Here is a 24,600-nt window from a genome sequence, read left to right on the forward strand (position 1 = left end):
CTCCTCAGCGGGCCGCAACCTCCGGTGTGAGTAATCTGCGGAGACATCCCAGACATCTGGAACGTTCCGGACCAAGGCTCCCCTGTGAGATACCCAACTCCCCTGCGATTTCCCGGTATGTCAGGTCCTGCGGAGACAGCAGGGCCTCCATCAGCCGGGGGCAGCGGCCCGGGAGGCGGCGGACGGCCTCGCGCAGGGCGCGACCGCGGGCGGCGGCGAGGGCGAGCTGCTCGGGGTCGTGGCCGCCGTCGTCGGCCGGTTCGACGGCGTACGGACGTTCGAGTCGGCTCGTACGGCGGGTGCGGCGCACCTCGGAGCGGACGGCCCGGCGGAGCCATTCCTGGGGGTCGGGCGGCGGGCCCTCGGCGTCGAGGTGCTCCAGCAGGCGGAGCCAGACCGCCTGCTCGAGGTCGCCCGGCTCGGTTCCGGCGGCATATGCCTCCGCGGACGCCTCGGCGGTGAGCAGCGGGCGCAGGGAGGTGAGCAGGTCGTGCGTCATATGCGGAGCGACGCGGCCGCCCGGGCGGCGGGTTGCCCGGGCGGCCGAAGCTCACTCGACCGAGGGGTGTGAGCTCACGTGTTGACGTTCACTTGTCGACGCTCGGCTGCAGCGCGGCGCCGCGCTGCCGCTCAGTGGCCGAGGAAGTCCTCGCGGGCCAGCAGGCCCGTGTCGGGCTGGTCGGTGAAGACGCCGTCGATGCCAGTCGCGAAGTACGCCTGGTACGCGCCGAAGACGTCACCGTAGGCGTCCGGGTCCGTGCCCTTGCGGAAGTTCGCGGGCAGGAAGGGGTTCTCGTTGCGCAGGGTCCAGGGGTGCAGGATCAGCCCCACGCGGTGCGCGTCCGAGACGAGCGTCGTCGGCTGGGTGAGGTTGCCCTTGGCGTCCCGCGGGATGATCAGGTCGAGGGTCGGGCCGATGCCCTGCGCGTAGGAGGCGATCTCCCGCAGGCCGGCCGGCTTGATCAGGTCGGCGACCGTGCGCGGGTCGCCGGTCTCGACGAAGTCCCAGGGGCGGGTGCCCGCCGACGACAGCAGGACGACCAGGGGGTTGTCGACGAGCTTGTTCAGGCGCTCGATGCTGGTCGGCTCGAAGGACTGCAGGATGACCGGGGAGGTGCGCCGGTCCTTGCGGTACTTGCGCAGCAGCTTGGCGACGCGCTCCTCCAGCGGGAGGCCCAGCTTGCGGAAGTAGGTGGGGTGCTTCAGCTCGGGATAGATCCACACCTGCTTGCCGCGCTCGCGGGTCTGCTCGTCCTGCCACTTCAGGACCTCTTCGAAGGTGGGGATCTCCCAGCGCCCGTTGTAGAGGGTGTTGTGCGGGCGGTTGGCCGGGATGCGCTCGATCGCCCGCAGGGTCTTCAGCTCGGCGAGCGTGAAGTCCTCGGTGAACCAGCCGGTGGTGGAGACGCCGTCGAGCAGCTTGGTCTTCTTGCGGTCGGCGAACTCGGGGTGGTCGGCGACGTCGGTGGTGCCGCCGATCTCCGGCTCGTGACGGCAGACCAGATGGCCGTCCTTGGTCGGCACCAGGTCGCCCGCCTCGACGATGTCGGCGCCCATGTCGAGGGCCAGCTGGTAGGAGCCGAGGGTGTGCTCCGGGCGGTAGCCGCTGGCCCCGCGGTGGCCGACGATCGTCGGCTTGGGCAGGCTCTTCACCCCGCCGCCGTGCCGGGCGCCGTCGGCTCTGGCCGTGCCGGTCATGCCGAGGACCGCTCCGCCGGCGCCGAGCACCGCCGCGCCGAGCAGGGCCCGCCGTCCGGTCCGGCTCGTTTCCTCGTTCGACTCCTGCGTTCCCATGAGCGCCCTCCCTGCCGTCGGCTCGTCAGTGCGGGCCGATCGTAGGGGCGCGTACATGACGGGTGGGAGACCCGGGGCGGAACACGCGGGTGACTTGGGATGTCGTAGTGGCTGGTGGCTGAGGTGGGGCGGTGAACTGACGGTTCGTCCGCTCCTGTTCGATTCGGTGGGGCCGTTCGGGGAACGCGTCCGGTGGCGGCGAGGCGATGTCCGTCACATCGTGGCGGGCGTGTTACACATCGTCGGCGACACACCACCGCAGGTAAACACGCGTCAACAGTGCGTAAGGCCTCGGTGAAGTCGCCCTGCCCGATGTGCGCGACCCCCGGGGCCGCGAGTATCGTCCTCACCTGCACAGACTCATAAAGCATCCCCTTGACACCGGAGGGTCCGTTGTCCCGCTTCGCGCTCATCAAGGCAGTGCTCGGCCCGATCATGCGCCTGATGTTCCGCCCACAGGTGGAGGGTGCGGAGCACATCCCCGGCGACGGCCCGGTGATCCTGGCCGGCAACCACCTGACCTTCATCGACTCGATGATCCTGCCGCTGGTCTGCGACCGCCAGGTCTTCTTCATCGGCAAGGACGAGTACGTGACCGGGAAGGGCCTCAAGGGCCGGGTGATGGCCTGGTTCTTCACCGGCGTCGGCATGATCCCGGTCGACCGCGACGGCGGCCGGGGCGGGGTCGCGGCGCTGATGACCGGGCGCCGGGTGCTGGAGGAGGGGCGGGTGTTCGGCATCTACCCCGAGGGCACGCGGTCGCCCGACGGCCGTCTCTACCGGGGCCGTACCGGGATCGCGCGGCTGACCCTGATGACGGGGGCGCCGGTGGTGCCGTTCGCGATGATCGGGACGGATCGGCTCCAGCCGGGCGGGGCGGGTCTGCCCCGGCCGGGCAAGGTCACCGTGCGGTTCGGTGAGGCGATGGAGTTCTCCCGGTACGAGGGGATGGACCGGGACCGGTATGTGCTGCGGGCCGTGACCGACTCGGTGATGAGCGAGGTCATGCGGCTGTCCGGGCAGGAGTACGTGGACATGTACGCGAGCAAGGCGAAGGCAGCGGCGTAGGGCATGCCCCTAAAGGGGCGCCGTATCCGGCGGGCCGCCGTTCGTCCGGCCGTCCCCCGGTGCCGGGAGCCACAGGACGAACGTCGAGCCCTCCCCCACCTCTGAGAACAGGCGGACCTGACCGCCGTGTGATTCCACGATCTGCCGGACGATGGCCAGGCCCAGGCCGGCGTGGCGGTCGCGGGCGCCGCCGTTGCCCTTGGCCCGCCAGAAGCGGTCGAAGACTCTCGCCCGGTCGTCGTCGCCGATGCCCGGCCCCTCGTCCCGTACGGCCGTCCAGAGCCAGGAGCCGTCCCGGCCCGCCGCGACGGTGATCCGGGAGCCGGGCGGGGCCAGGCGGACGGCGTTGGAGAGCAGGTTGCCGACGGCCCGGCGCAGAGCGTCGTGGTCGCCGATGACCGTGAGGCCGGGGGCGAGGCCGCGGTGCAGGACCAGGCCCCGTTCGGCGGCCAGCGGGGCGAACTCCTCGCAGGCCTCGGCGGCCGCCGACGCCAGATCGACGTCCGCGTCGGCCAGGGCGGGTGCGCTGCGGCGGGCCGTGGCCAGGAGGTCCTCGACCAGGCGGGTCATGCGGGTGGTGGCCCGGTCGACGCTGCGGGCGGCGACGCGGCGGTCCTCCTCGTCGGAGTCCTCCGCGGTCAGGACGGCGTCGACGTTGGCGCGGATGATCGCCAGCGGGCTGCGCAGCTCGTGGGAGGCGTCGTCGATGAGCTGGCGCTGGGCGCGGAAGGCCTCGTCCAGGCGGTCGAGCATGGAGTCGACGGTGTCGGCGAGGTCGCGCAGTTCGTCCCTGGGGCCGGTGAGGCGGATGCGCTGGGAGAGGTCGGTGGCCTGGATCTCGGCGGCGGTGCGGGAGATCGCGCGGACGGGGCGCAGGGCGCGGCCGGCGAGGATCCAGCCGATGACGGGGCTGGCGACGGCGAGGGCGCCGAGGACGATGAAGGAGAAGCCGCGGAGGTTGCCGAGCGTCTCGTAGTTGACGGCCGCCTCGACCTCCTGGAGCTTCACGGCGTCGAACTCGCCCATGTAGACGCCGTTGACGTACTTCTCGGCGCGGAACTGCTTGCTGACCGGGTGGGCCTCGCCGCTGCGCTCGACGGCGAAGTAGGTGGCGCCGAGGACGAGGGCGGTGAGCAGGAAGAGGAGGCCGGAGTAGAGGACCGTGAGGCGGAAGCGGATGGTGTGGGTGAAGGCGGGCAGCCGGATCCGGGTCCTGAGCGGCCGGAGCATCGTCGTCACGGCGTCTCCTTCAGGCGGTAGCCCTGCCGTATCACCGTCTCGATGAGCGGTTCCTGCTCGCCGGTGACCTTGCGGCGCAGGGAGCCGACGGTGACGCGGACGGTGTTGGTGAACGGGTCGGCGTGTTCGTCCCAGACGTGTTCGAGCAGTTCCTCGGCCGGGACGACGCGCCCGGGGCGGGTCATCAGGTAGTGCAGGACGCCGAACTCCTTGGGCGTGAGGGGAAGCCGGCGCTCCCCTCGGTACGCCTCGAAGCGGGCGGTGTTCAGGCGGAGCTCGCCGACCTCGACCACGGAGGTGCCGCCGTCCTCGCGGCGCAGCAGGGCGCGGATGCGGGCGAGGAGTTCGGGCAGCGCGAAGGGTTTCACCAGGTAGTCGTCGGCGCCCTCGTCGAGGCCGCGCACGCGGTCGGCGAGGCGGTCGCGGGCGGTGAGCATCAGGATGCGGGGGCCGCCGGGGGTGGCGCGGATGGCGCGGCAGACGGCGAAGCCGTCGCCGTCGGGCAGGTTGAGGTCGAGCAGGACCAGGTCGTAGTCGTTCACGGCGAGCTTCTCGGTCGCGGTGTCCACGTCCGGGGCGACGTCGACCGCGTAGCCGGCCCGGATCAGGCCCACCCTGAGCGCGACGACGAGGTCCTCCTCGTCCTCGACCACCAGCAGTCGCATGGGCAGGGCCCCCTTCAGCCGCCGTCGATGATCGTCCGGGCGGCCGCCACCGCGTCGCCCACGGGGATCGCGAAGCCGATGCCGATGGAACCGCCTCTGTTCTGGTCCAACGTCGCGATGGCCGTGTTGATGCCGATGACGCGTCCTTCGTCGTCGACCAGCGGTCCGCCGGAGTTCCCGGGGTTGATCGAGGCGTCGGTCTGGAGCGCCCGCCGCTGCCCTCCCCCGCTGCCCTCGCCGAGCCGGACGGAGCGGTCGAGGGCGCTGACGATGCCGGAGGTGACGGTGCCGCTGAGGCCGAGAGGGGAGCCGATGGCCAGGACGGTGTCGCCGACGGCGGGGCGGGTCCCGGTGGCGAGGTCGGCGGCGCGCAGGCCGCGGGACGTCTCCGGCTCCAGTACGGCGACGTCGTGGTCGGGATCGTCGCCGATCACCTCGGCGCTGAGCCGGCGGCCGTCCTGGAGCTCGACCGACACGTGTGAACTGCCGTCCACGACATGGGCGTTGGTGAGGATGCGGCCCCGGTCGTCGAAGACGAACCCGGAGCTCTGGCCGCGGTCCGTCTGGACGGAGACCACGCTGGGCAGCACCCGGGCGGCGACGGCCTGGAGGTCGCCCGGGTCGCGGGCGGCGGAAGTGGCCGCGGGGGCAGGGTCCTCGCCGCCGAGCTCCCCGGCGGCGTATCCGGCGAGACCTCCCGCCAGGACGGCGGCCAGGACGGTGGCGGCCAGGGGGCGGGGGCTGCGGGGCGGCCGTGGGGACGGAGGTTGTGGTGTGGCTGCCGAGGGCGCTGGGGCCGCTGCTGCGAGCGGCTCCGCGGGCTCGCGGGGGCGGCCCGGGAAGAAGGACGGGCCGCGGGGCTCGCCCAGGCCGGAGCGGGGATGGGAGTCGCGCACGGTCGTACCTCCTTCGTCACGGGAGCCGCGAGAACCACAGCAGGGACAGCGCGGCCGTCACCAGCGCCGTGACCAGGCCGGCGGCCACGAACCACTGCCAGATCTCGCGCTCCTCGGTGCGGTAGCCGACGGAGCTGCCGATGTCCTCGTAGACCGCCTGGAGTTCCTCGCCGGTGGCGGCCTCGTGGTAGTCGCCGCCGGTGGTGGCGGCGAGGTTCTCCAGGGCGGGGCCGTCCACGGGGACCGGGAGGATGCGGCCGCCGCCGAGGTCGACGACGCCGTCCTCGGTGCCGTAGGCGATCGTCGAGACCGGGATGCGGTCCCGGGCCGCCTCCTGGGCCGCCGTCTCGACGGAGCGGCCGGAGGTGTTGGCCCCGTCGGACAGCAGCACGATGTGGGCGGGCGGTGGCTCGGACTCGGCCTGCCGGTCGAGCGCGCGGATGGCGTCGCGGGCGGCGATGACGGCGTCGCCGATCGCCGTGGCCTGGCCGAGGGTGAGCTGCTCGATGGCCGAGCGCAGCACCGTGCGGTCGGTGGTCGGCGGCACCGCGACCGTGGCCGTGCCGCTGAAGGAGACCAGTCCGGTGTTGAACCGTTCGGGCAGCCGGTCGACGAACGCGAGCGCGGCGCGCTGGGCGGCCACGAAGCGGGTGGGTTCGACGTCGGTGGCCTCCATGGACCCGGACGTGTCGAAGGCGATCATGATCGTGGCCCGCTCCCGGGGAACCTGCACGTCGGCCGTCGGCCGGGCGAAGCCCAGCACCAGCAGGGCGAGCGTGGCGCAGAAGACGGCGGCGGGGACGTGCCGGCGCCAGCCCGGGCGGCTGGGGGCGACCTTGTCGAGCAGGTCGAGGTTGGTGAAGCGGACGGCGTAGCGGCTGCGCCGGCGCTGGACCAGGACGTAGGCGGCGATCAGGCCGGCGAGCGGCAGGAGCAGCAGGAGCCAGCCGGGTGAGCGCAGACTCATCGTGCCTCCTTCACGCGGCGCCGCCGCCTGCCCGGCGGCGCTGGGTCTCGACGTACCGGACGACGTCACGCACCCAGTCCCGGTCGGTGCGCAGCCGCAGATGGGCGGCGCCCGCGCGGCGGATGGACTGCCGGATCAGCGCCCGCTGCTCCAGTGCGGCGCGCTGGTAGCGCTCGCGCAGTCCCCGGGTGTGCGTGGAGATCTCACGCCGCCGGCCGGTCTCCGGGTCGACGACCGTGAGGAGGCCGACGGGCGGCAGGTCCAGCTCGCGCGGGTCGACGATCTCCACGGCGAGGACCTGGTGGCGGCGGGCCACGGTCTTCAGGGGCTGTTCCCAGCCGGTCTCCAGGAAGTCGGAGACGACGGCGACCAGGCCGCGGGCGGGCAGCGCGCGCAGGGTGTGCAGGGCGTCGGCGAGGTGGTGCGCCGGGGGGCCGGGGGTGACGCGCGGGCGTTCGAGGGCGGTCCGCAGCAGCGCGAGCAGGTGGCGGCGGCCGGTGCGGGGCGGGACGCGCCGGATGCCGTCCGGTCCCGCGAGCTGGGCGCCGAGGCGGTTGCCGGCCCGTTCGGTGAGGAAGGCGACCGCGGCCGCCGCGCCCACCGCGAGGTCCCGTTTCTCCATCCGGGCGGTGCCGAAGTCCATGCTGGCGGAGGCGTCGAGGACGATCCAGGTGGTGAGTTCGCGGTCGGCGAGGGTGAGGCGAACATGCGGGACGGTGGTGCGGGCCGTGGCGTTCCAGTCCATCCGGCGGACGTCGTCGCCGATGACGTACGGCCGGGTCTCCGCGACCTCGTCGCCCGGCCCGGGCACGAGGGCGGGGTGGTCGCCCTGGAGCAGGCCGTCCGGGTGCCGGGTGAAGAGCAGCTCCAGATGCCGCAGCGCCTGTTCGGGGGTGAGTTCGCCCAGGGACGGGGTCATGCCGCGGCCTCCTCGGCTGCCTGCCGGGGGCTGATCCTCGGCTGTTCCACCGAAGCGAGCACCTCGTCGACGAGCTGCGGCCCGGTCACTCCGTCGGCGAGCGCGTCGAAGGAGAGGACCAGGCGGTGCCCGATCACCTCGTGCGCCAGGTCGCCCACGTCGTCGGGCAGGACGTAGCCGCGGCCCCGCAGCAGGGCCAGCGCGCGGGCGGCGGCGACCAGGCCGAGGGTGGCGCGCGGGCCGGCGCCGTGGGCCAGCCGCCGCTCCGGACCGGCCAGGTCGCGTGTCGCGCAGACGAGCCGTACGGCGTACTCGGCGACGGCGTGGTGCACGAACACCTGGTCGGCGGCCCGCTGGAGGGCCACCAGCCGTTCGGGAGTGAGCATCCGGCGCGGGCGGGGCGGGTCGACGCTCATCCGGTAGAGGATGGCGAGTTCCTCCGACTCGCTCGGGGCGGCGACCTCCACCTTGAGCAGGAAGCGGTCGCGCTGGGCCTCGGGGAGGTGGTAGACGCCCTCGGACTCGATCGGGTTCTGGGTGGCGAGGACGAGGAACGGTTCGGGGACGGGGAGCGTGGTGCCGCCGATGGAGACCTGATGCTCGCCCATGACCTCCAGCAGGGCGGACTGCACCTTGGCGGGCGCGCGGTTGATCTCGTCGGCCAGGACGACGTTGGCGATGACCGGGCCGGGCTCGATGTCGAAGCTCTCCTGGGAGGGCCGGTAGATGCGGGTGCCGGTGATGTCCGAGGGGACGAGGTCGGGCGTGAACTGGAGCCGGGCGAACCTGCCGCCCACGACGTGCGCCAGCGTCTTCGCGGCGAGCGTCTTGGCGACACCCGGCACGCCCTCCAGCAGGCAGTGGCCGCGGGCCAGCACCGCGGTGAACATCCGCTCCACCATGCGGTCCTGGCCCACGATCACGCGCTTGACCTCGAAGAGGGCCTCTTCCAGGAGCTTGTCGTCGGGGGTCACGTCGGCGGCCGGCACGGTCACAGCTCCGAGGCGGGGTCGCCGCCGCCCGGGGCGGTGCCGCCGTCCTTCCAGGGGCAGTCCTCGCCGCCCCCGGAGGAGGTGCCCTCCTCGACGACGAACCTGACCTGCTCGCGCGGCGTCTCGTCACCGTCGGCGGCGAGCGCGGCACCACCGCCGGCGAGACCGGCGGCGGCCAGGACGGAGACGGTGACGATCGCCTTCTTCGTACGTGTCATGATCGGTGGCTCCTTCGGCCGTGGGGAACGACGTCGGGTACGGAGCCAAGACCATCAGGCGAGGGCGAAAACGGGCTTAAAGCCGGTGCGGAGCCGTGGACCGCCGTGGGACTACGGGTGTTCCGCCGTGTGCCTACGGGTGTTCCGCCGTGGGACTACGGGTGCTCCGCCCCGCCGCTCTCCAGCCGCTGCCCCCGCAGCAGGAACCACGCCGCCACCGCGGCGGCGAGCAGGACCGCCGCGCCGGCGCCCGCCGCGAGGGCGAGGCCGTCGACGAAGGCCGTGCGGGCGGCGTCCAGCATGGTCGCGGCGGTGTGCGCGGGCATGCCCGCGGCGGCCTCGACGGCGCCGCCGAGGGACTCGTGGGCCGCGGCCGGGGTGCCCGCGGGGCCGGTGAAGTCGCGGTAGACGCCGGTCACGATCGAGCCGAGTACGGCGATGCCGAGGGCGGCGCCGAGTTCGTACGCCGTCTCGGACACGGCGGACGCGGAGCCCGCCTGCTCCTTGGGCACGCTGGAGAGGATCACGTCGGCGGTCACGGTGAACGAGAAGCCCGCACCGACGCCGACCATCAGCAGCGCCGCCCCGAGCAGCGGGTAGCCGGTGGACTGGCCGATCACCGTCAGCGCGGCCAGCGCGAGGCCGATCGCCGCGAGGCCTCCGGAGACGACGGCCCGCACGGAGAAGCGCCGGGCCGCGCGCCCCGCGACCAGACCGGCCACCACCGCGCCGATCGCGGCGGGCAGTTCGGCCAGGCCCGCCTCGAACGGGCGCCTGCCCTGGACGAGCTGGAGGTACTGGGAGAGGAAGAACACCAGCCCGGACAGGCCGAGGATGGTCAGCAGGTCGGCGAGCACCGCCCCGCTGAAGCCGCGGTTGCGGAACAGCCGCATGTCCAGCAGCGGGGCCGGGAGGGTGAGCTGACGGCGGACGAATCCGTACAGGGCCGCCGCGCCCAGCAGACCGGCCGCCAGGGTGCCCCACGCGAAGCCGTGCGTGGCAGCCTCCTTGACCGCGTACACCACAGCGACCATGCCGACCAGCGAGAGCACGACACTGGCCAGGTCCCAGGGGCCGGGGTTCGCGGTGCGCGACTCGGGCAGGAGCTTGATCCCGACGAGGACCAGGACGGCCATCACGGGCAGGTTGATCAGGAAGACCGAGCCCCACCAGAAGTGCTCCAGCAGGAACCCGCCGACGATCGGGCCGACGGCCGTGCCGGCGGAGGCGGTGGCGCCCCAGATGCCGACGGCGAGACTGCGCTCGCGCGGGTCGTGGAAGAGGTTGCGGATCAGGGCGAGGGTGGCCGGCATGAGGGTCGCGCCCGCGACACCGAGCAGCGCCCGCGCGACGATCATCGTCTCGGGCGTGGTGGCGTAGGCGTTGAGCACGGATATCGCGCCGAACGCCGTGGCACCGATGAGCAGGATCCGCTTGCGGCCGATCCGGTCGCCGAGGCTGCCCATGGAGACGAGCAGACCGGCGATGACGAACGAGTAGACGTCACCGATCCAGAGCAGCTGCGTGCCGGAGGGCTTCAGGTCCTCGCTGATGTACGGAGTCGCGAGGCCGAGGACGGTGGCGTCGACGGCCACCAGCAGCACGGCGAGCACGAGGACGCCGAGCGCGAGCCAGCGGCCCGGGCGCTTCGCCGCCTCGGTCGTCGACGCCGGCCGCACGGTGCTGGTCATGATTCCTCTCTCCGTAGTGCGCCGCCGAGCAGCAGCTCGACGATCATGTGCTGGAAGTCCTTGGGGGCGCCCTTGCCGCTGTGCACCATCCAGGCGGCGGAGGCCAGCAGGCCGTAGAGCGCCTCGGTGAGCCAGGCGGGCGTCAGGTCGATGCGGAACTCGCCGCTGAGCTGGCCGCGCCGGAACAGGGCGGAGATCCGGTCGTCGATCAGGGTCCAGCCCGGGTTCTGCTCCTCGCCCTCGAACAGCTGGTTCTCGGTGTAGAGGAACGCGAGCAGTCCGGCGACGGGCTCGATGGCCGCGACCAGCCGGCGGACGGCCTCGCTCGCCGTCCCCTCGTCCAGGCGGGCCGCGTCCAGGGCGGCCCGGCACTCCTCGATGCCGAGCGACTCCAGGGCGCGGACGAGGGCGTCACGCCCGGCGAAGTGCCGGTGCAGCGTGGCCCGGCTGATCCCGGCGGCCCTGGCGACCTCGTCCATGGTCGCGGTGGATTTACGCGTCAGCAGGGCCGCGGCGGTGCGCAGCACATGGTCAGGATCGACAGCCATGAGACGACCATACCCCATATGAGACGTCGATGTCTCACGCTGGGCATGCGTGACTCAGGGCATGCGTGACTCAGGGCATGCGTGACTCACAGCCGTCGGTTTTCAGTGAATGACTAGTGCCAGGGCAGCTGTCCGCGCCGCTCCCAGTACGCGTGCGGTTCCTCGGCGAGCGTGGCGAGGCGGGCCAGCTGGTCGTCGTCGAGGTCGACGACGGCGGCGTGCAGGTTCGAGGCGAGCTGGGTGGTGGTGGCCGCGCCGGAGAGGACGACGCCGGCCCAGGGCTGACGGAGGATGACGGCGAGGGCGACGGCGTCGCAGCCCAGTCCGGTCTGCCCGGCGATCTCCTTGAGCACGTCCGGGGCGTGCTCACCGGCGAGGCGGCCGTTGGCCATGCCCTCCTTGACGATCACGGTGAGCCCGGCGTCGTGCGCCTCGGCGAGGGCGGGGGCGGCGGAGGTCTCCAGCGCGTTGTACGTGGACTGCACGGTACGGAAGAGGGGCTCGCCGTCGACCGTCACGGCGAGGGCGGCCCGGATCGCGTCCGCCTGGGCGGGGCCGCTGGTGGAGAAGCCGATGGTGAGGCCCTGGGCGGCGGCTTCCGCGAGCTTGGCGTGCAGTTCCTTGTCGGTGAGGGCCGGGCTGTCCGGGGTCACCGAGTGGATCTGGTACAGGTCGAGCCGGTCGCCGAGCAGGGCGTCGGTCTCGGCGCGCTGCCGCTCGTAGGTGGCCAGGGAGTGGTCCTTGACCTCGTGCTGCTCGGCGTCGGTGGACCAGTCGGCGGTGTAGGTGTAGCCCCACTTGCTGCCGACGACGATGTCGTCGATGCCGGGGCGGGCCTTGAGCCAGTCGGCGAGGAACTCCTCCGAACGGCCGTAGGAGCGGGCGGCGTCGAAGTAGCGGACGCCCTGGGCGTAGGCGGCGTCGAGGAGTTCGTGGGTGCGGGTGCGCAGCGTTTCGACGCTGCGGTTCTCTCCGAGGTCTTGGTCTCGGCTGAGGTTGATGTAGCCGGGGCGTCCGACGGCGGCGAGGCCGAGGCCGATGTGGCAGGTGGGGGTTGTTGCAGTGGCCAGGCGGGCGAAGGGCATCGTCGGCTCCGTTCGGTCGGCTCCGGTGGCTTCCGAACAACGTAACCTGCGATGACCTTCGCCCCAGAGCTCGGCCGTCACGGTGCGTCGGCGAGTGCGGGTCGTCCTCGCTTGTTCGCGCAGTTCCCCGCGCCCCTTGGGTCCGTACCCCTCAGCCCTTCTTCTTGGCCAGGGCCCACTCGTGCTGGGTCGCCACGTCCTGCTTCACCTCGGCCAGCTGGACGGCGACCGCGCTGGGCGCCGTGCCGCCGCGGCCGTTGCGGGAGGCCAGGGCACCCGGGACGTTGAGGACCGACCGCACCTCCGGAGTGAGGTGGGACGAGATCTTCGCGAACTGCTCGTCCGTCAGCTCGTCCAGTTCCTTGCCCTCGGCCTCGGCGGCCTTCACGCACTCGCCGGCCACCTCGTGGGCCACGCGGAACGGGACGCCCTGCTTGACCAGCCACTCGGCGATGTCCGTGGCGAGGGAGAAGCCGGCGGGGGCCAGTTCCTCCATGCGGTCGCGGTGGACGGTGAGCGTGGCCATCATGCCGGTGAAGGCGGGGAGCAGGACCTCCAGCTGGTCGATGGAGTCGAAGACCGGCTCCTTGTCCTCCTGGAGGTCGCGGTTGTACGCGAGCGGCAGGGCCTTGAGCGTGGCCAGCAGGCCCGTCAGGTTGCCGATCAGGCGGCCCGACTTGCCGCGGGCCAGCTCCGCGATGTCCGGGTTCTTCTTCTGCGGCATGATCGACGAGCCCGTCGAGAACGCGTCGTGCAGGGTCACGAAGGAGAACTCCTTCGTGTTCCAGATGATGACCTCCTCGGCGATCCGGGAGAGGTTGACCCCGATCATCGCCGTGATGAACGCGAACTCCGCGACGAAGTCCCGGGAGGCCGTGCCGTCGATGGAGTTGCCGGCGGAGCCGCGCTCGAACCCGAGGTCCTTCGCCACGGCCTCCGGGTCCAGCCCCAGGGAGGAACCCGCCAGCGCGCCCGAGCCGTACGGCGACACCGCCGTGCGCGCGTCCCACTGGCGCAGCCGCTCCGCGTCCCGGGAGAGGGACTGGACGTGGGCCAGGACATGGTGGGCGAACAGGACCGGCTGGGCGTGCTGGAGGTGCGTACGGCCGGGCATCGCCACGTCGGGGTGGGCCTCGGCGAGGCCGATCAGCGCGTCCTGGAGCTCGGCGATCAGGCCGCCGATGACCCGGGCGTGGTCGCGCAGGTACATCCGGAAGAGGGTGGCGACCTGGTCGTTGCGGGAGCGGCCGGCGCGGAGCTTGCCGCCGAGGTCGGGGCCGAGGCGCTCCAGCAGGCCGCGCTCCAGGGCCGTGTGGACGTCCTCGTCGGCGATCGTGCCCACGAAGGAGCCGTCTGCCACGTCCGACTCCAGCTGGTCCAGGCCGGCGATCATCCGGGTCAGCTCGTCCTCCGTGAGGAGGCCCGCCTTGTGCAGCACGCGCGCGTGGGCACGCGAACCGGCGATGTCGTACGGCGCGAGCCGCCAGTCGAAGTGGACGGACGCGGACAGCTTCGCCAGGGCCTCGGCGGGACCGTCGGCGAAACGCCCGCCCCAGAGCCGGACGTCACCGCTGTTGCTGCTCACCTGCTGCGCTCCTCAAGGGGTACGGATGCGACCTGCATGATTATGCAGAGCTCTGCATGATTCGTCAATCCGCCGCGCGTCGAGGGTCGGTTTCCGGTCAAGCGAGGGGAATTCGAAGATCCTTTGAACGCGCGAAACCGCTTACCCGTACCTCTCGCCGAACGCAGGCGCCGCGTTTGTACACCGACGATCCACCGACCCCTAGTGAGGCACCCCCATGTCCAGGGCTCTTCCGAAGTACAACAAGCGTCGCGTCGCGTTCATCGGCGGTGCCGCCGCGGTGGCGCTGTCCGGCACGGCGATCGCCGGCTTCGCCCTCGCCGGGGAGTCGTCCGACAGCGGCGGCACGAACGCCCGGACGCTGGCGGGCCCCGGCACCATCACGTGCCCGGACGTCACCGGTCAGCTGCCGGCGATCCCCGCTTCGGCACAGGCGGAGGTCGACCGCAACCTCGCCCAGCTGGACACCCAGATCCAGGAGGCCAACAAGCGCCTCGTCGACACCGTCGGCCAGGGCGGCCCCAACTTCGTCCAGAACGCCATCCTCGGCCCGCTGGAGGACAAGCGCGTCGCCGCCCTCAACCGCATCGAGACCGCCATCGGCCGCGCCGCAGAGAAGCCCGAGGGGCTCGAGGCCTTCGCCGCCTGCCAGCTCAACGCCGACGGCGGCGCCGGAGCGGGCGAGGCGGCGGGTGAAGGAGCGGGCGCCGGTGCGGAGGCCGGCGCGGAGGCGGGTGCCGGTGCCGAAGCCGGTGCGGGCGCCGAAGCCGGTGCGGGCGCGGGTGCCGAGGCAGGCGCGGGTGCCGAGGAGGACGCGGGCGCCGGTGCGGGCGCGGGCGAGGCGGGGAACGCCGGTGCCGGCACGATCAGCTGCCCGGACGTCGCCTCCCAGCTGCCGGCGATCCCCGCCTCGGCCCAGGCCGAGGTCGACCGCAACCTGGGCCAGCTGGACACCCAGATCCAGGAGGCCAACAAGCGCCTCGTCGACACCGTCGGCCAGGGCGGCCCCAACTTCGTCCAGAACGCCATCCTCGGCCCGCTGGAGGACAAGCGCGTCGCCGCGATCAACCGCATCGCCACCGCGATCGGCCGCACGGCCGAGCGTCCGGCGGGCCTGGACTCCCTGGCCGCCTGCACGCTCACCAAGTGAGGTGACAGGCGCTGTGGCCGCCCCGTGTGAGCGCCGGCCGGGGCGGCCACGGGCAGGCGCCCGGGGGCGGGGTCCGGCAGAGGTGACCGGATCCCGCAATTCTTTAGACGCGCGAACGATCTGTCACCCATAATCGTTAGCCATGGGAAAGACTTATGAGCGCATAGAAGGCCGGCTCCGCTCGTTCATCGAGGCGCAGCCGGTCTTCTTCACCGCCACCGCCCCCTTGTCCGCCGACGGCACGGTCAACCTCTCCCCCAAGGGCCTCAAGGGCTCCTTCGCGGTGCTCGACGAGCACACCGTGGCCTACCTCGACTTCGCCGGCTCCACCGCCGAGACCATCGCCCATCTGCGGGAGAACGGGCGGATCACCCTGATGTGGTGCGCCTTCCAGGGCCCGCCGAACATCGTCCGCGTGCACGGCCGGGGTGAGCCGGTCTTCCGCGACGACCCCCGTTTCGGGGAACTGCTCGGCCACTTCCCGGACATCGACCCGGCACAGCACGGGCTGCGCGCGATCGTCGTCGTGACGGCCGAACTCGTCCGCGACAGCTGCGGCTACGCCGTGCCCTTCATGGCGTACGAGGCGGACCGCGACCTGCACGGCAAGCGTTTCGCGCGCGAGGACGACGCCTCGCTCAGCGCCTACTTCACCAAGAAGGAGCACATCGCCACCAGCCTGGACGGACTGCCCGGGCTGCCGTTGCCGCTGCCGCCCTCTACCGTCTGAGGCATGCGCCCCGGTGCCGTCGCCCTCGCCGTCTCCTCCCTCGTCGTGCTCGGCGCCGGGCCGCCCGCCCCCGCGCCGCCGTTACCGGCCCGGATGGCGGACACCGGCGGCGGCACCCAGCTGATCACCGCGGTGGCCCCGAAGAGGGCCTCGACGACGGGCACGGTCATCTGGTGGGACCGCGCGGGCGGGCGCTGGGTGAAGAGGGGTTCCGCACCCGCGCGCTTCGGAGCGAACGGACTCGTGGCGGGCACCTCCCGCAAGCAGGGCACGAACACCACCCCCACGGGCCTGTACCGCCTGCCGTACGCCTTCGGCATCAAGGCGGCGCCGCGCGGGACGGCGTACCCGTACCGCCGGGTGCACCAGGACTCCTGGTGGTGCCAGGACAACGACTCCCGCTCCTACAACCGCTGGACGGAGCCCCGTCCGGCCGACTGCCGGGCCGCCGAGTCCGAGCATCTGATCACCTACGGGGAGCGGTACGCGTACGCGCTCGTCATCGGCTTCAACTACGAGCGTCCCGTGCGAGGACGCGGCGCGGGCATCTTCCTCCATGTCAACGGCCGTGGAGCGACGGCCGGTTGCGTGTCCGTGCCGAAGGACGCCATGCGGCGGATCCTCACCTGGGCCGACCCGGCGCGGCGGCCGCACATCGCCGTGGGAACGGAGAGCGGGAGCACGGCCGTCACCCGCCTCTGAAGGCTCGGCGGCCGGGCAAGTGTTACCAGCGGTCACTCTGTCCGCACACGACTCCGTACGCGGCTGAACACTCCCGTGTCCCGGCACGTATCTGTGGGCCAAGGGTCAAGTCCCCACGGAGGAACCGTGACCACCACGCTCGCAGGCGGCCGTGCCGCCCGCCGCCAGACGATGCGCCGCATCCGCCCGCGCCGCTCCCCGGCCGTCCCGCTGCTGATCGCCCTGTGGGCGGGTGCGGCGGCCGTGCTGTGGCTGTGGTGGGACAACACACCGTCCCTCGCGGACACCACGAGCAAGATCCTGGCCGCCGGCCGGATCACGGGCCTGCTCGCCGGCTACCTGATGGCGCTGGTGGTGCTCCAGATGGCGCGGGTTCCCGCGCTGGAGCGCCGGGTGGGCACCGACCGGGTCGCGCGCTGGCACGCCATGACCGGCCGCTACACGCTCTGCCTGGTCCTCGCCCACGTCTTCCTCACCATGTGGGGCTACGCCCTCCAGGCGGGCAAGGGGCTCGGCGACATCGTCCAGCAGACGACCGACTCCATCAACCAGCTGCCCGACATGGGCAAGGCGGCCATCGGCACCGGTCTGCTGTTCGTCATCGGGATCCTGTCGATCGGCGGTGTCCGCCGCCTGATCGGGTACGACACCTGGTACCACGTGCACCTGCTCACGTACGCGTCGGTGTACATGACGTTCTGGCACCAGATCACGACGGGCAACGAGTTCGCCGTCGAGCCGGCCGCGAAGACCTTCTGGTACGGGCTGTACGGCGTGGTGACCGCGCTGGTGGTCTGGTACCGGATCCTCACCCCGATCCGGCTGAACCTGCGGCACCGCATGCGGGTCGAGGCGGTCATCGAGGAGACCCCGGGGATCGTGTCCGTGCTGATCGGCGGGCGCAAGCTGCACCGGATGGGCGCGGAGGCCGGGCACTTCTTCCGGTGGCGGTTCCTGGCGCCGGGCATGCGGTTCAGCTCGCACCCGTACTCGCTGTCGGCGGCGCCCCGCCCGGACATGCTGCGGATCACCGTCAAGGCGATCGGCGACCACACCTCCCGGCTGCGCGAGCTGACGCCCGGCACCCGGGTGTGGGCGGAGGGCCCGTACGGCGCGCTGACCGCGCAGCGCCGCAGCCGCGGCAAGGTGCTGCTGGTGGCGGGCGGCGTGGGGATCACCCCGATGCGGGCCCTGTTCGAGACGCTGCCCGGCGCGTCCGGTGACATCACGCTCCTCTACCGGGCCAACAGCACCCAGGACCTGGCCCTGTGGGGCGAGCTCGCCAAGATCGCCGACGAGCGCGGCGCGCGGCTGATGTACGCCGTCAACAGCCCGGACGGCGAACGCCCCGACATCTCCGCCGAGTCCCTCCAGCGGAAGATCCCGGACATCGGCAACCACGACGTCTTCATGTGCGGGCCGCCCGGCTTCGCGCAGTCGGTCTACGAGGCACTGCGCGGCGCGGGAGTCCCCGCCCGCCGTATCCATCACGAGTCGTTCGAGATGTGAGCGACGGGACACCAACGGCCCTTCAGGAGTTTGGGAAACGATGAGGAAGAGTCACCCCGTCCGGCGTGCCGTGCTCGCCGGCGCAGCCACCGTCTCCGGGATCGTGCTGCTGCTGTCACTGAAGCCGGCCTCCGACCCGGGCTCCGCCCAGGCGGCGGGGCAGGCACCGCCCGCGGCGGCCGGGCAGGCACCGCAGGGCGGCGTGAACGGCGCCGTCACCGGTGACGCGGCGCAGACGCAGTACGGCGCGGTGCAGGTCCGTCTGACCATGGCCAACGGCAAGATCACCCAGGCCGAGGCGGTCCAGGCCCCCAAGGGCGGACGCAGCGACCAGATCACGGCCAGCTCCGTCCCCCGGCTCAACCAGGCCGCGGTCGCCGCGCAGAGCGCGGACATCGACGCCGTCTCCGGGGCGACGTACACCAGCGCCGGCTACAAGAAGTCCCTCCAGTCGGCCCTGGACAAGGCCAAGGCCGCGGGCGGCGCCGCACAGGGCTCGGGCAACGCCCAGACCCTGACCGGCGATGTCGCGCAGACGGAGTACGGCCCGGTGCAGGTCCGTATCACCGTCGCCGGCGGAAAGATCACCAAGGCCGAGGCGGTCCAGGCCCCCAAGGGCGGACGCAGCGACCAGATCACGGCCAGCTCCGTCCCCCGCCTCAACCAGGCGGCCGTCGCGACGGGAAGCGCGGAGATCGACGCCGTCTCGGGCGCCACATACACCAGCGCGGGCTACAAGAAGTCGCTCCAGTCCGCCCTGGACAAGGCTCCGGCAGGGGGCGGCTCCTCCCAGGCCGCCGGGTCCGGGGGCGGCCAGGCCCAGACGCAGACCCTCACCGGCAGCGTGGCGCAGACGCAGTACGGCCCGGTCCAGGTGCGCATCACCGTCGCCGGCGGAAAGATCACCAAGGCCGAGGCGGTCCAGGCCCCCAAGGGCGGACGCAGCGACCAGATCACCTCCGCCTCCGTCCCCCGCCTCAACCAGGCGGCCGTCGCGGCCGGAAACGCGCAGATCGACGCCGTCTCCGGGGCGACGTACACCAGCGCGGGCTACAAGCAGTCCCTCCAGTCGGCGCTGGACCAGGCCGGTGGCTGACACGGTGGCCGACTCCGCACAGGCTCCCGCCGCGGTACGTCACGCGGAGGAGACGATGGGGACCGTCTTCTCCCTCGACGTCCGCGGCGGGGAACCGGCCGCCGTGCGAGCGGCCCTGGACGAGGTCGTCGCCGGACTGCACCGGGTCGACGAGGTGTTCAGCACCTACCGCGAGGACAGCCAGGTCTCCCGGCTCCAGCGCGGTGAGCTGACCGTCGGCGAGTGCGATCCCGAGGTCGCCGAGGTCCTGGAGCTGGCCGCCGAGGCGGAGCGGCTGAGCGACGGCTGGTTCAGCACGTCGTACCAGGGCCGCCTCGACCCGACCGGCATCGTCAAGGGCTGGGCGGTCGAGCGGGCGGCACGGCGGCTGGCGGAGGTGCCCGGGGTGTGCGGGGTGAACATCAACGGCGGCGGCGACGTCCAGCTCCTCGGGACGCCGGGCTCGCAGCGGCCCTGGCGGGTCGGTGTCTCGGACCCGCTGCGTCCGGGCGGACTCGCGGCGGTCATCTCCGCGGCCGGCACGGACGAACTGTCCGTGGCCACGTCCGGTACGGCGGAGCGGGGCGCGCACATCGTCGACCCGCGTACGGGTCGCTCCGCGGTGACCGACCTGGTCGCCGTGACGGTGGTGGGGCCTCGCCTGACGTGGGCGGACTGCTGGGCGACTGCGGCGTTCGCGATGGGGTCGCGGGAGGGCCTGGCGTGGCTGGAGTCGCTGCCGGATGTGGAGGCGCTGCTCATCACTGCCGGTGACGAGGTGCGCTGCACCGGCGGGCTGGCCGCACGACTGGGGTGAGTGAAGCCGACCCAGGGGCGCGGGGAACTGCGCGACCAGCCACAGCTCACCCGCACCCGGACGACGACACTCAGTGCCCGTTCTGCGCCAGCCTCAGCAGATGATCCGCCAGCGCCTGCCCCCCGACCGGATCCCTGCTGATCAACAGCAACGTGTCGTCACCGGCGATCGTCCCCAGAATGTCGTGCAGCTCGGCCTGGTCGATCGCCGAGGCGAGGAACTGGGCCGCACCCGGCGGCGTACGCAGGACCACCAGATTCGCCGAAGCCTCCGCGGAGATCAGCAGCTCCTGCGAGAGCCGCCGCATCCGCTCCTCCTTCGCCGACCCGCCCAGCGGAGCCCGCGGCGTGCGGAACCCGCCCTCGCTCGGCACCGCGTAGATCAGGTCGCCGTCGGCGTTGCGGATCTTCACCGCGTTCAGCTCGTCCAGGTCCCGGCTGAGCGTCGCCTGCGTGACGCTCAGCCCGTCGTCGGCGAGCAGCTTCGCCAGCTGGCTCTGCGACCTCACCGGCTGCCGGTTGAGGATGTCCACGATCCGGCGGTGGCGTGCGGTGCGGGTCTGCGGCACGGCGGGCCCGTTCGCCCCCGGCTGCTCGTGGTCCTGCGCCTGGCTCATCGTCGTCTCATTCCCCGGATCGTCCGTCCCCGTTCACTGCCTGGAGGATGCCGGGCAGCGCGCCCAGGAACGCGTCCACCTCGTCGTCGCGCAGGTTCAGCGGCGGCATCAGCCGGACGACGTCGGGAGCGGGCACGTTCACCAGGAAACCGGCCTCCTGAGCCGCCTGGCGCACCTGCGGCGCGAGCGGCTCGGTGAGCACGATACCCAGGAGGAGACCCGCGCCCCGGACGAAATCGATCAACTGGTGGTGGAGGCCCTCGATCCCGTCCCGCAATGTCTCGCTCTGCCGCTTGACGTTCTCCAGCAACCCCTCGTTCTCGATGGTGTCGAGGACGGCGAGCCCGGCGGCGCAGGCGACGGGGTTGCCGCCGAAGGTCGTGCCGTGCTGGCCGGGCTGGAGCAGCTCCGCGGCCCGCCCGAAGGCGACGGTCGCGCCCAGCGGCAGCCCGCCGCCGAGCTGCTTGGCGAGGGTGACGACGTCGGGCAGGACGCCCTCGTGGGCCTGGTACTCGAACCAGTGCCCGGTCCGGCCGATGCCGGTCTGCACCTCGTCGAGCACGAGCAGCGCCCCGGTCGCGGCGGTGATCGCCCGGGCGGCCTTGAGATAGCCGGCGGGCGGTACGACGACGCCCAGTTCGCCCTGGATCGGCTCGATGACGACGAGCGCGGTCTCCTCGGTGACCGCGGCGGCCAGGGCCTGCGCGTCGCCGAAGGGCACGTGCGTGACGTCGCCGGGCAGCGGCAGGAACGGCTCCCGCTTGCCGGGCTGGCCGGTCAGCGCCAGGGCGCCCATGGTCCGCCCGTGGAAGGCGCCCTCGGTGGCCACGACATGGGTCCGCCCGGTCAGCCGGCCGATCTTGAAGGCGGCCTCGTTGGCCTCGGCGCCGGAGTTGCAGAAGAAGACTCTGCCGTCCCGGCCGAAGAGCCTCAGCAGCCGCTCTGCGAGGGCGACGGTCGGCTCGGCCATGAAGAAGTTGGAGACGTGGCCGAGGGAGCCGATCTGCCGGCTCACGGCCTCGACGACCGCCGGGTGGGCGTGACCGAGCGCGTTGGTGGCGATACCGCCGACGAAGTCGAGGTACTGCCTGCCGTCGGCGTCCCACACCGTGGTGCCCTCGCCGCGGACGAGGGGCAGCAGCGGGGTGCCGTAGTTGTTCATGAGCGCGCCCTGCCACCGCTGGGTGAGCTCCTCGTTGGCGGTCATACGACGTCCCCCTTCTCGTCGGGCACGACCATCGTGCCGATGCCCTCGTCGGTGAAGATCTCCAGCAGGATCGAGTGCTGGACCCGGCCGTCGATGACCCGGGCGGTGGTGACGCCGTTGCGTACGGCGTGCAGGCAGCCCTCCATCTTCGGCACCATGCCGGACGACAGGTCCGGCAGCAGCCGCTCCAGCTCGGTGGCGGTGAGGCGGCTGATCACCTCGTCGCTGTGCGGCCAGTCCTCATAGAGGCCCTCGACGTCCGTGAGGACCATGAGGGTCTCGGCGCCCAGCGCGGCGGCGAGTGCCGCGGCCGCCGTATCGGCATTGACGTTGTAGACGTGTCCGTCGTCCTGGGAGCGGGCGATGGAGGAGACGACCGGGATGCGGCCGTCGGCGAGCAGGGCCTCGATCGCGCCCGTGTCGATCGCGGTGATCTCGCCCACCCGCCCGATGTCGACGAGTTCGCCGTCGATCTCGGGCTGGTGCTTGGTGGCGGTGATGGTGTGCGCGTCCTCGCCGGTCAGGCCGACGGCGAGCGGCCCGTGCTGGTTGAGCAGCCCGACCAGTTCGCGCTGCACCTGACCGGCCAGCACCATGCGGACCACGTCCATGGCGTCCTCGGTGGTGACCCTGAGGCCGGCCTTGAACTCGCTGACGATGCCGTGCTGGTCGAGGGCAGCGCTGATCTGCGGTCCGCCGCCGTGCACGACGACCGGCTTGAGGCCGGCGTGGTGCAGGAAGACCACGTCCTGGGCGAAGGCGGCCTTGAGGTCCTCGTCGATCATGGCGTTGCCGCCGAACTTGATGACGACCGTCTTGCCGTTGTGCCGGACCAGCCAGGGCAGCGCCTCGATGAGGATCTGCGCCTTGGGCAGGGCGGTGTGCTTACGCGTAGTGCTCATGACGAGTAGGCGCTGTTCTCGTGGACGTAGTCGGCGGTGAGGTCGTTGGTCCAGATGGTGGCGGTCTCGGACCCGGCGGCGAGGTCGGCGACGATGTGCACCTCGCGGTAGCGCATGTCGACCTTCTCGCGGTCCTCGCCGACGCCGCCGTTCTTGCAGACCCAGACGCCGTTGATGGCGACGTTGAGCCGGTCCGGCTCGAAGACGGCCTGCGTGGTGCCGATCGCGGAGAGCACCCGGCCCCAGTTGGGGTCCTCGCCGTGGATGGCGCACTTGAGGAGGTTGTTGCGGGCGATGGAGCGGCCCACCTCGACGGCGTCGTCCTCGGTGGCGGCGTTGATCACCTCGACCTTGATGTCCTTGCTGGCGCCCTCGGCGTCCCGGATGAGCTGCTGGCCGAGGTCGTCGCAGACCTGCCGGACGGCCTCCGCGAACTCCTCGTACTCCGGGGTGACGCCGGCGGCGCCGGAGGCGAGCAGCAGCACGGTGTCGTTGGTGGACATGCAGCCGTCGGAGTCGACCCGGTCGAAGGTCGTACGGGTGGCCGCCCGCAGCGCCTTGTCCAGTACGTCGTTGTCCAGGTCGGCGTCGGTGGTGAGGACGACGAGCATGGTGGCGAGGCCGGGGGCGAGCATGCCGGCGCCCTTGGCCATGCCACCGACGGTCCAGCCGTCCTTCGTCACGACGGAGGTCTTGTGGACGGTGTCGGTGGTCTTGATGGCGATGGCGGCCTTCTCACCGCCGTGCTCGCTCAGGGACGCGGCGGCCTTCTCGACGCCCGGGAGCAGCTTGTCCATGGGGAGGAGGACGCCGATGAGGCCGGTCGAGCAGACGGCGACCTCGATGGCGCCCCGCCCGAGGACCTCGGCGACCTTCTCGGCGGTGGCGTGCGTGTCCTGGAAGCCCTTCGGTCCCGTACAGGCGTTGGCGCCGCCGGAGTTGAGGACGACGGCGGACACCTGGCCGCTCTCCAGGACCTGCTCGGACCAGAGCACCGGTGCGGCCTTCACGCGGTTGGAGGTGAAGACGCCGGCGGCGGCGCGGCGGGGGCCGGTGTTGACCACCAGGGCCAGGTCGGGATTGCCGTTCTCCTTGATCCCGGCGGCGATGCCCGCCGCCGTGAATCCCTTCGCTGCCGTCACGCTCACGGCGCAACTCCGATCGTCGTCAGTCCGGTGGTCTCGTCGAGACCGAGGGCGATGTTCATGCTCTGGACGGCGCCGCCCGCGGTGCCCTTGGTGAGGTTGTCGATGGCGCTGATCACGATGATCCGTCCGGCGGCCTCGTCGTACGCGACCTGCATCTGAACGGCGTTCGAACCGTAGACGGACGCCGTGGCGGGCCACTGCCCCTCGGGGAGCAGGTGCACGAACGGCTCGTCGGCGCAGGCCTTCTCGTAGGCGGCGCGCAGGGACTCGCCCGTGACGCCGTCCTTGGCGGCGGCGCTGCACGTGGCGAGGATGCCGCGGGGCATCGGTGCGAGGGTCGGCGTGAAGGACACGGTGACCGGCCCGCCGGCGGCCGCGCTGAGGTTCTGGGTGATCTCCGGGGTGTGCCGGTGCACGCCGCCGACGCCGTAGGGGGACATCGACCCCATGACCTCGCTGCCCAGCAGGTGCGGCTTGGGCGCCTTGCCCGCGCCGGAGGTGCCGGACGCGGCGACGATCACGGCCTCGGGCTCGGCGAGGCCCGCGGCGTACGCCGGGTGGAGGGCGAGGGAGACGGCGGTCGGGTAGCAGCCGGGCACCGCGATGCGCTTGGACCCCTCCAGCGCGGCGCGGGCACCCGGCAGTTCGGGAAGGCCGTAGGGCCAGGTTCCGGCGTGGGGCGAGCCGTAGAACTTCTCCCAGGCGGCGGCGTCCGTCAGCCGGAAGTCGGCGCCCATGTCGATCACCAGCACGTCCGGCCCGAGCCGCTCGGCGACGGCGGCGGACTGCCCGTGCGGCAGCGCGAGGAAGACGACGTCGTGACCGGCGAGGACCTCGGGGGTGGTCTCCTGGAGCACTCGGCCGGCCAGGGGCAGCAGGTGCGGCTGGAGCGCACCGAGCCGCTGCCCGGCGTTGGAGTTGCCGGTCAGGGCACCGATCTCGACCTCGGGGTGCGCCAGGAGCAGACGCAGCAGTTCCCCGCCCGCGTATCCACTCGCTCCGGCCACTGCCGCACGTACCGCCATGGAATCCTCCTCCTCAGAGGGCATGACTATACGTTTCGCTGCACGTTTATGC

At 72.2% G+C, this 24,600-nt stretch carries 25 protein-coding genes; 7 read left to right on the plus strand and 18 right to left on the minus strand.

The window, feature by feature from the left end:
* Positions 1–4: 4 nt before the first annotated feature.
* Together IE255_RS21770 and IE255_RS21775 are read right to left on the minus strand one after the other, a co-directional pair.
* A complete protein-coding gene (locus tag IE255_RS21770; protein ID WP_190052031.1) occupies positions 5–499 on the minus strand; it encodes an RNA polymerase sigma factor in 495 nt (164 codons plus the stop codon).
* A 131-nt stretch (positions 500–630) separates the two neighbouring features.
* Entirely contained in the window at positions 631–1,794 is a 1,164-nt protein-coding gene (locus IE255_RS21775) for a glycerophosphodiester phosphodiesterase (protein ID WP_190052032.1), read from the minus strand.
* 393 nt (positions 1,795–2,187) lie between these two features.
* Here IE255_RS21775 and IE255_RS21780 point away from each other — a divergent pair, with 393 nt between their 5' ends.
* Positions 2,188–2,862 (plus strand): lysophospholipid acyltransferase family protein, encoded by a 675-nt coding sequence (locus IE255_RS21780; protein WP_190052033.1) that lies wholly within the window; start codon positions 2,188–2,190, stop codon positions 2,860–2,862.
* A 9-nt stretch (positions 2,863–2,871) separates the two neighbouring features.
* Here IE255_RS21780 and IE255_RS21785 read toward each other — a convergent pair whose 3' ends face one another.
* From IE255_RS21785 to argH, 11 genes are all read right to left on the minus strand, one after another.
* The gene (locus IE255_RS21785; protein WP_190052260.1) at positions 2,872–4,092 is read right to left on the minus strand and encodes a sensor histidine kinase; all 1,221 of its coding nucleotides are present in this window, start codon (positions 4,090–4,092) and stop codon (positions 2,872–2,874) included.
* A 5-nt stretch (positions 4,093–4,097) separates the two neighbouring features.
* Complete coding sequence (locus IE255_RS21790) at positions 4,098–4,766, minus strand: response regulator transcription factor (RefSeq protein WP_190052034.1); 669 nt, start codon at positions 4,764–4,766, stop codon at positions 4,098–4,100.
* A 14-nt stretch (positions 4,767–4,780) separates the two neighbouring features.
* Positions 4,781–5,662 carry a S1C family serine protease gene (locus IE255_RS21795; RefSeq protein ID WP_190052035.1) on the minus strand — a complete coding sequence of 294 codons (882 nt, stop codon included), beginning with the start codon at positions 5,660–5,662 and terminating at the stop codon, positions 4,781–4,783.
* A 16-nt stretch (positions 5,663–5,678) separates the two neighbouring features.
* Positions 5,679–6,629 (minus strand): VWA domain-containing protein, encoded by a 951-nt coding sequence (locus IE255_RS21800; protein WP_190052036.1) that lies wholly within the window; start codon positions 6,627–6,629, stop codon positions 5,679–5,681.
* A 10-nt stretch (positions 6,630–6,639) separates the two neighbouring features.
* On the minus strand, positions 6,640–7,548 hold the full coding sequence (locus IE255_RS21805) for a DUF58 domain-containing protein (RefSeq protein ID WP_190052037.1): 909 nt from the start codon (positions 7,546–7,548) through the stop codon (positions 6,640–6,642).
* Positions 7,545–8,543 carry an AAA family ATPase gene (locus tag IE255_RS21810; protein ID WP_229906520.1) on the minus strand — a complete coding sequence of 333 codons (999 nt, stop codon included), beginning with the start codon at positions 8,541–8,543 and terminating at the stop codon, positions 7,545–7,547. Before IE255_RS21810 ends, IE255_RS21805 begins: the two co-directional genes overlap by 4 nt.
* On the minus strand, positions 8,540–8,758 hold the full coding sequence (locus IE255_RS21815; protein ID WP_190052038.1) for a hypothetical protein: 219 nt from the start codon (positions 8,756–8,758) through the stop codon (positions 8,540–8,542). Before IE255_RS21815 ends, IE255_RS21810 begins: the two co-directional genes overlap by 4 nt.
* 155 nt (positions 8,759–8,913) lie before the next feature.
* Positions 8,914–10,449: an MFS transporter gene (locus IE255_RS21820; protein WP_190052039.1), complete on the minus strand. Its 1,536-nt coding sequence runs from the start codon at positions 10,447–10,449 to the stop codon at positions 8,914–8,916.
* Positions 10,446–10,997: a TetR/AcrR family transcriptional regulator gene (locus tag IE255_RS21825; protein ID WP_190052040.1), complete on the minus strand. Its 552-nt coding sequence runs from the start codon at positions 10,995–10,997 to the stop codon at positions 10,446–10,448. The genes IE255_RS21820 and IE255_RS21825 overlap by 4 nt, the downstream gene beginning before the upstream one ends.
* A 113-nt stretch (positions 10,998–11,110) precedes the next feature.
* Positions 11,111–12,082: an aldo/keto reductase gene (locus tag IE255_RS21830; protein ID WP_190052041.1), complete on the minus strand. Its 972-nt coding sequence runs from the start codon at positions 12,080–12,082 to the stop codon at positions 11,111–11,113.
* Positions 12,083–12,233: 151 nt separating this feature from the next.
* Positions 12,234–13,667 (minus strand): argininosuccinate lyase, encoded by a 1,434-nt coding sequence (gene argH, locus IE255_RS21835; RefSeq protein ID WP_190052042.1) that lies wholly within the window; start codon positions 13,665–13,667, stop codon positions 12,234–12,236.
* Positions 13,668–13,884: 217 nt separating this feature from the next.
* Between argH and IE255_RS21840 the strand changes: the two genes are divergently transcribed.
* The 6 genes from IE255_RS21840 to IE255_RS21865 all read left to right on the plus strand — a co-directional run bounded on the left by IE255_RS21840 (position 13,885) and on the right by IE255_RS21865 (position 19,650).
* Complete coding sequence (locus IE255_RS21840) at positions 13,885–14,817, plus strand: hypothetical protein (protein ID WP_190052043.1); 933 nt, start codon at positions 13,885–13,887, stop codon at positions 14,815–14,817.
* A gap of 142 nt (positions 14,818–14,959) precedes the next feature.
* Complete coding sequence (locus IE255_RS21845) at positions 14,960–15,547, plus strand: pyridoxamine 5'-phosphate oxidase family protein (protein ID WP_190052044.1); 588 nt, start codon at positions 14,960–14,962, stop codon at positions 15,545–15,547.
* Positions 15,548–15,550: 3 nt separating this feature from the next.
* The gene (locus IE255_RS21850) at positions 15,551–16,249 is read left to right on the plus strand and encodes a L,D-transpeptidase family protein (RefSeq protein ID WP_190052045.1); all 699 of its coding nucleotides are present in this window, start codon (positions 15,551–15,553) and stop codon (positions 16,247–16,249) included.
* Between the two features lie 126 nt (positions 16,250–16,375).
* Entirely contained in the window at positions 16,376–17,758 is a 1,383-nt protein-coding gene (locus IE255_RS21855; RefSeq protein ID WP_190052046.1) for a ferredoxin reductase family protein, read from the plus strand.
* Between the two features lie 40 nt (positions 17,759–17,798).
* Positions 17,799–18,854: an FMN-binding protein gene (locus tag IE255_RS21860; protein ID WP_190052047.1), complete on the plus strand. Its 1,056-nt coding sequence runs from the start codon at positions 17,799–17,801 to the stop codon at positions 18,852–18,854.
* Positions 18,847–19,650, plus strand: a complete 804-nt coding sequence (locus IE255_RS21865; RefSeq protein ID WP_229906521.1) for an FAD:protein FMN transferase — start codon at positions 18,847–18,849, stop codon at positions 19,648–19,650. Before IE255_RS21860 ends, IE255_RS21865 begins: the two co-directional genes overlap by 8 nt.
* A gap of 70 nt (positions 19,651–19,720) precedes the next feature.
* On the opposite strand, the gene IE255_RS21870 is transcribed toward IE255_RS21865, so the two are convergent.
* The 5 genes from IE255_RS21870 to argC are packed head-to-tail and all read right to left on the minus strand — an operon-like array spanning position 19,721 to position 24,548.
* Positions 19,721–20,266, minus strand: a complete 546-nt coding sequence (locus tag IE255_RS21870; RefSeq protein WP_030243838.1) for an arginine repressor — start codon at positions 20,264–20,266, stop codon at positions 19,721–19,723.
* Between the two features lie 7 nt (positions 20,267–20,273).
* Positions 20,274–21,473 carry an acetylornithine transaminase gene (locus IE255_RS21875; RefSeq protein ID WP_190052048.1) on the minus strand — a complete coding sequence of 400 codons (1,200 nt, stop codon included), beginning with the start codon at positions 21,471–21,473 and terminating at the stop codon, positions 20,274–20,276.
* A complete protein-coding gene (gene argB, locus IE255_RS21880) occupies positions 21,470–22,375 on the minus strand; it encodes an acetylglutamate kinase (protein ID WP_190052049.1) in 906 nt (301 codons plus the stop codon). The genes IE255_RS21875 and argB overlap by 4 nt, the downstream gene beginning before the upstream one ends.
* On the minus strand, positions 22,372–23,523 hold the full coding sequence (argJ, locus tag IE255_RS21885; RefSeq protein ID WP_190052050.1) for a bifunctional glutamate N-acetyltransferase/amino-acid acetyltransferase ArgJ: 1,152 nt from the start codon (positions 23,521–23,523) through the stop codon (positions 22,372–22,374). The genes argB and argJ overlap by 4 nt, the downstream gene beginning before the upstream one ends.
* Positions 23,520–24,548 (minus strand): N-acetyl-gamma-glutamyl-phosphate reductase, encoded by a 1,029-nt coding sequence (gene argC / locus IE255_RS21890; protein WP_190052051.1) that lies wholly within the window; start codon positions 24,546–24,548, stop codon positions 23,520–23,522. Before argC ends, argJ begins: the two co-directional genes overlap by 4 nt.
* Between the last annotated feature and the right edge of the window lie 52 nt (positions 24,549–24,600).

Source organism: Streptomyces lomondensis (assembly GCF_014651035.1).
GTDB classification, from domain to species: Bacteria; Actinomycetota; Actinomycetes; order Streptomycetales; family Streptomycetaceae; genus Streptomyces; species Streptomyces lomondensis.

What these genes read in the sequence shown, in the direction of transcription:
- IE255_RS21805 (WP_190052037.1), bottom strand. Translation starts at nt 7,548, where the DNA reads ATGACCCCGTCCCTGGGCGAACTCACCCCCGAACAGGCGCTGCGGCAT.
- IE255_RS21860 (WP_190052047.1), top strand. Translation starts at nt 17,799, where the DNA reads ATGAGGAAGAGTCACCCCGTCCGGCGTGCCGTGCTCGCCGGCGCAGCC.
- IE255_RS21770 (WP_190052031.1), bottom strand. Translation starts at nt 499, where the DNA reads ATGACGCACGACCTGCTCACCTCCCTGCGCCCGCTGCTCACCGCCGAG.
- IE255_RS21785 (WP_190052260.1), bottom strand. Translation starts at nt 4,092, where the DNA reads ATGCTCCGGCCGCTCAGGACCCGGATCCGGCTGCCCGCCTTCACCCAC.
- IE255_RS21790 (WP_190052034.1), bottom strand. Translation starts at nt 4,766, where the DNA reads ATGCGACTGCTGGTGGTCGAGGACGAGGAGGACCTCGTCGTCGCGCTC.
- IE255_RS21815 (WP_190052038.1), bottom strand. Translation starts at nt 8,758, where the DNA reads ATGACACGTACGAAGAAGGCGATCGTCACCGTCTCCGTCCTGGCCGCC.
- IE255_RS21840 (WP_190052043.1), top strand. Translation starts at nt 13,885, where the DNA reads ATGTCCAGGGCTCTTCCGAAGTACAACAAGCGTCGCGTCGCGTTCATC.
- IE255_RS21870 (WP_030243838.1), bottom strand. Translation starts at nt 20,266, where the DNA reads ATGAGCCAGGCGCAGGACCACGAGCAGCCGGGGGCGAACGGGCCCGCC.
- IE255_RS21850 (WP_190052045.1), top strand. Translation starts at nt 15,551, where the DNA reads ATGCGCCCCGGTGCCGTCGCCCTCGCCGTCTCCTCCCTCGTCGTGCTC.
- IE255_RS21775 (WP_190052032.1), bottom strand. Translation starts at nt 1,794, where the DNA reads ATGGGAACGCAGGAGTCGAACGAGGAAACGAGCCGGACCGGACGGCGG.
- IE255_RS21845 (WP_190052044.1), top strand. Translation starts at nt 14,960, where the DNA reads ATGGGAAAGACTTATGAGCGCATAGAAGGCCGGCTCCGCTCGTTCATC.
- IE255_RS21825 (WP_190052040.1), bottom strand. Translation starts at nt 10,997, where the DNA reads ATGGCTGTCGATCCTGACCATGTGCTGCGCACCGCCGCGGCCCTGCTG.
- IE255_RS21830 (WP_190052041.1), bottom strand. Translation starts at nt 12,082, where the DNA reads ATGCCCTTCGCCCGCCTGGCCACTGCAACAACCCCCACCTGCCACATC.
- IE255_RS21820 (WP_190052039.1), bottom strand. Translation starts at nt 10,449, where the DNA reads ATGACCAGCACCGTGCGGCCGGCGTCGACGACCGAGGCGGCGAAGCGC.
- IE255_RS21800 (WP_190052036.1), bottom strand. Translation starts at nt 6,629, where the DNA reads ATGAGTCTGCGCTCACCCGGCTGGCTCCTGCTGCTCCTGCCGCTCGCC.
- argC (WP_190052051.1), bottom strand. Translation starts at nt 24,548, where the DNA reads ATGGCGGTACGTGCGGCAGTGGCCGGAGCGAGTGGATACGCGGGCGGG.
- IE255_RS21875 (WP_190052048.1), bottom strand. Translation starts at nt 21,473, where the DNA reads ATGACCGCCAACGAGGAGCTCACCCAGCGGTGGCAGGGCGCGCTCATG.
- argB (WP_190052049.1), bottom strand. Translation starts at nt 22,375, where the DNA reads ATGAGCACTACGCGTAAGCACACCGCCCTGCCCAAGGCGCAGATCCTC.